The organism is Streptomyces sp. SID4985, assembly GCF_009863025.1.
In the GTDB taxonomy this organism is placed as follows: domain Bacteria; phylum Actinomycetota; class Actinomycetes; order Streptomycetales; family Streptomycetaceae; genus Streptomyces.
Genome location: NZ_WWIR01000708.1, coordinates 1 through 2,933, shown reverse-complemented (window position 1 = coordinate 2,933; position 2,933 = coordinate 1). Strand labels below are relative to the sequence as shown.

The following is a 2,933-nucleotide window of genomic DNA, read 5'->3' as shown; positions in this document are numbered from 1 at the left end:
CGCCACCTCGCTCGCGTTCCTGCGGCGCCGGGCGCGCCGGGGCAGGGCCGGGGCGGACTTCCTGACCCGCGAGCACGAACTGCTGGCCGCGCTGTGGCGGCGCCGCGAAGTCGCCCGCCCCGCACTGGAGTACGCGGCCCGGGGCACCGCGCCCGTGCCCCGGCCGCAGTGGCCCGCGTACGGCCACCCCTCGGTGCCGTACGCGGGCTACGGGTACGGGAGCCACGGGAGCGGGGGCTACGGCTACCCGTCGGTGCCGTACTCCGGCTACAACCCCTACCGGTCCTAGGGGGTGTCTCCCCGGGGGCCGTCCCGCCGGATCAGCCGGATCAGGCGGAGGCGTCGGTCAGCCGGTCCAGTTCGTCCTGGGTCAGACGCAGGTCGGCCAGGCCGAGCAGGGCCGGGAGCTGGTCGAGCGTGCGGGCCGAGGCGATGGGGGCGACGACGGTCGGCTGGGCGGCGAGCCAGGCGAGGGCCACCGTGGCGACGGGCACGTCGTGGGCGGCGGCCACCTCGTCCAGCACCGTGAGCACCCGCTGGCCGCGCTCGGACGCCAGGTGCTTGGCGGCGCCCTCGGCGCGGGGGCTGTCCACCTCGGTGCCGGGCCGGTACTTGCCGGTCAGGAAGCCGGAGGCGAGGGCGAAGTACGGCACCGCGCCCAGGCCCTCCCGGGCGGCGAGGTCCTGCAGCGGGCCCTCGTAGGTGTCGCGGGAGACCAGGTTGTAGTGGGGCTGGAGGGCGACGTAGCGGGCCAGGCCCTCGCGGTCGGAGAACTCCAGGGACTCCCGCAGCCGGTCGGCGCCGATGTTGGAGGCGGCGATGTGCCGGACCTTGCCCGCCCTCACCAGCTCGTCCAGGGCGCCGATGATCTCCTCGACGGGGACCTCGGGCTGGTCGAAGTGGGTGTAGTAGAGGTCGATGTGGTCGGTGCCGAGGCGGCGCAGGGAGGCGTCGGCGGCCGCCTTGATGTTCGCGGCGGACAGGCCCTTGAACTCCGGGTGCTGGCTGACCTTGGTGGCGACGACCACCTGGTCGCGGTTGCCCCGGGAGGCGATCCACTTGCCGATGATCGTCTCCGACTCGCCGCCGGAGTTGCCCTCGACCCAGGCCGAGTAGGAGTCGGCGGTGTCCACGAAGTTGCCGCCCGCCGCCGCGTAGGCGTCGAGGACGGCGAAGGAGGTCTTCTCGTCGGCGGTCCAGCCGAAGACGTTGCCGCCGAGGGCGAGCGGGAAGACCTCGAGGCTGGAGGAACCGAGCTTGCGCAGAGGAAGAGAGGCAGTCATGTCTCTACTCAACGATCACTCGGGGCCCGTCCATTCCAACTGCCCCAGGGATTACACCCGTATCAGGGATTACACCCGTCTCAGGGGTTGAGCCCCTTGCCGCGCAGCCACGTCGTCGGGTCGATGCCGGTGGCCTGTCCGCCGGGGTGGACCTCCAGGTGGAGGTGGGGTCCTGTGACGTTGCCGGTGGCGCCGACGCGGCCGATGACGTCGCCGGTGGCGACCTTCTGGCCGACCGTGACGCCGATCGAGGACTGGTGGCAGAACCACAGCTCGGTGCCGTCGTCGAGGGTGAGGACGGTGCGGTAGCCGTAGGCCCCGGCCCAGCCCGCCTGGGTGACGGTGCCGCCGTGGATGGCCTTGATGAGCGTGCCGGTGGGCGCGGCGAAGTCGAGACCGGTGTGGTAGCCGGAGGACCACATCGCGCCGGGCTGCCCGAAGGTGCCGGTGATCGTGTACGACGAGGTCGGCAGCGTGTACTGCTTGGCCAGCGCGGCCAGCCGGGCCGACTCGGCCTTCTTCTTCGCGTCGGCCTCCGCCTTCTCCTTGGAGGCGGCGGCCTTGGCGGCGGCCTCCTTCGCGGCCTGGGCGGCGGCGTCGGCGGTCTGCTGGTCGGCCGCGGCGACGGCGGCCGCGGTGGCGCGGATATCGGCCCGGCTCTGCTGCTGCTCGGCCTGGGCGATGATCCGGCTGCGCAGGGCCTCGCCCGCGTCGGCGGACTCCTCGCTCTGCGCGGAGGCGGTGCCGACGGCGGCGAGCGAGGGCGCGGGGGTCTCGGCGCCCTGGTCCAGAAGCGAGTCGACGCCGGGCAGGTCGGGCAGCGCGATGGACACCGGCGGCTTGCCGGTGTTGGCGCTGGCCATGCCGCCCGCGCCGACGGCGGCGATGACACCGACACCGAGCACGGTGGAGCTGCGGGCGAGACCGCCGCCGCGCTGCTTGGCGACGCGGTGCCGGCCGTTGCGCGGGGCGGGGACGGACTCCTCGGTGGGGTTCCACTCCTCCCAGGGGCCGTCGGAGCGCGGAGCACCGTAGCCGAAGGTGTGGTTCTCACCCGGGGTCGGCGCGAAGGGGGTGTGGGGGTCGGACGCCACGGGGGCGGGCTCCTTTCCTTCCGCCGCCTACCGGGTTAGCTGACGGGTTCGGAGCAGAAGGTCTCCTACGCGCGTATACCGGCCGTGATCCATACGGTTCACGACAGATGTCCGCGTGATGCACCCCTTGGTGGTGGTTCCCCGGTTCCCTCGCGGGATTCGGCGCGTGCGCACGGAGCCATCTCGGGTGACGGCTGGGACGACCGCGCTGCGTTATCGAACGTTAATAGACCCGGCCATCGGATTCCAAGCCGGGCCAGCTTGATCTTTAAGCTTCTTCGGAGCGGACTTAACCGCCAAGCCGGGCGAAAGGAGGGCGAGTTGACCGGCGATCAGCAGCGAGCGCGTTTTTGATGATGACTCAGAATCGCTGCGGAGGGAAACCTTTACCTCACGGTGCGTAATGGTGAGGGGACAGAAAAAACACTCAGGGCCGGAATCCGATGAACTGGATTCCGGCCCTGAGTCTTCAGTAGCGGGGACAGGATTTGAACCTGCGACCTCTGGGTTATGAGCCCAGCGAGCTACCGAGCTGCTCCACCCCGCGTCGTTGTGT

Annotated in this window: 2 protein-coding genes, 1 tRNA gene, 1 pseudogene and 1 riboswitch; of the genes and pseudogenes, 1 reads left to right on the top strand and 3 read right to left on the bottom strand. The window is 71.3% G+C overall.

Features of this window, described 5'->3' with window-relative positions:
• Nucleotides 1-289, top strand: a pseudogene (locus GTW40_RS31355) (PrsW family intramembrane metalloprotease); the annotation flags it as partial.
• 40 nt (nt 290-329) lie between these two features.
• Here GTW40_RS31355 and GTW40_RS31350 read toward each other — a convergent pair.
• From GTW40_RS31350 to GTW40_RS31340, 3 genes are all read right to left on the bottom strand, one after another.
• On the bottom strand, nt 330-1,283 hold the full coding sequence (locus GTW40_RS31350) for an aldo/keto reductase (RefSeq protein WP_161183519.1): 954 nt from the start codon (nt 1,281-1,283) through the stop codon (nt 330-332).
• An 80-nt stretch (nt 1,284-1,363) separates the two neighbouring features.
• Nucleotides 1,364-2,377: a M23 family metallopeptidase gene (locus GTW40_RS31345; RefSeq protein WP_161183518.1), complete on the bottom strand. Its 1,014-nt coding sequence runs from the start codon at nt 2,375-2,377 to the stop codon at nt 1,364-1,366.
• 9 nt (nt 2,378-2,386) lie between these two features.
• A riboswitch (cyclic di-AMP (ydaO/yuaA leader) is annotated at nt 2,387-2,552 on the bottom strand.
• A 298-nt stretch (nt 2,553-2,850) separates the two neighbouring features.
• Nucleotides 2,851-2,924 (bottom strand) — tRNA-Met (locus tag GTW40_RS31340).
• Nucleotides 2,925-2,933: the final 9 nt, after the last annotated feature.

Coding starts and splice junctions, on each gene's coding strand:
- GTW40_RS31350 (WP_161183519.1), bottom strand. CDS start 1,283: ATGACTGCCTCTCTTCCTCTGCGCAAGCTCGGTTCCTCCAGCCTCGAG.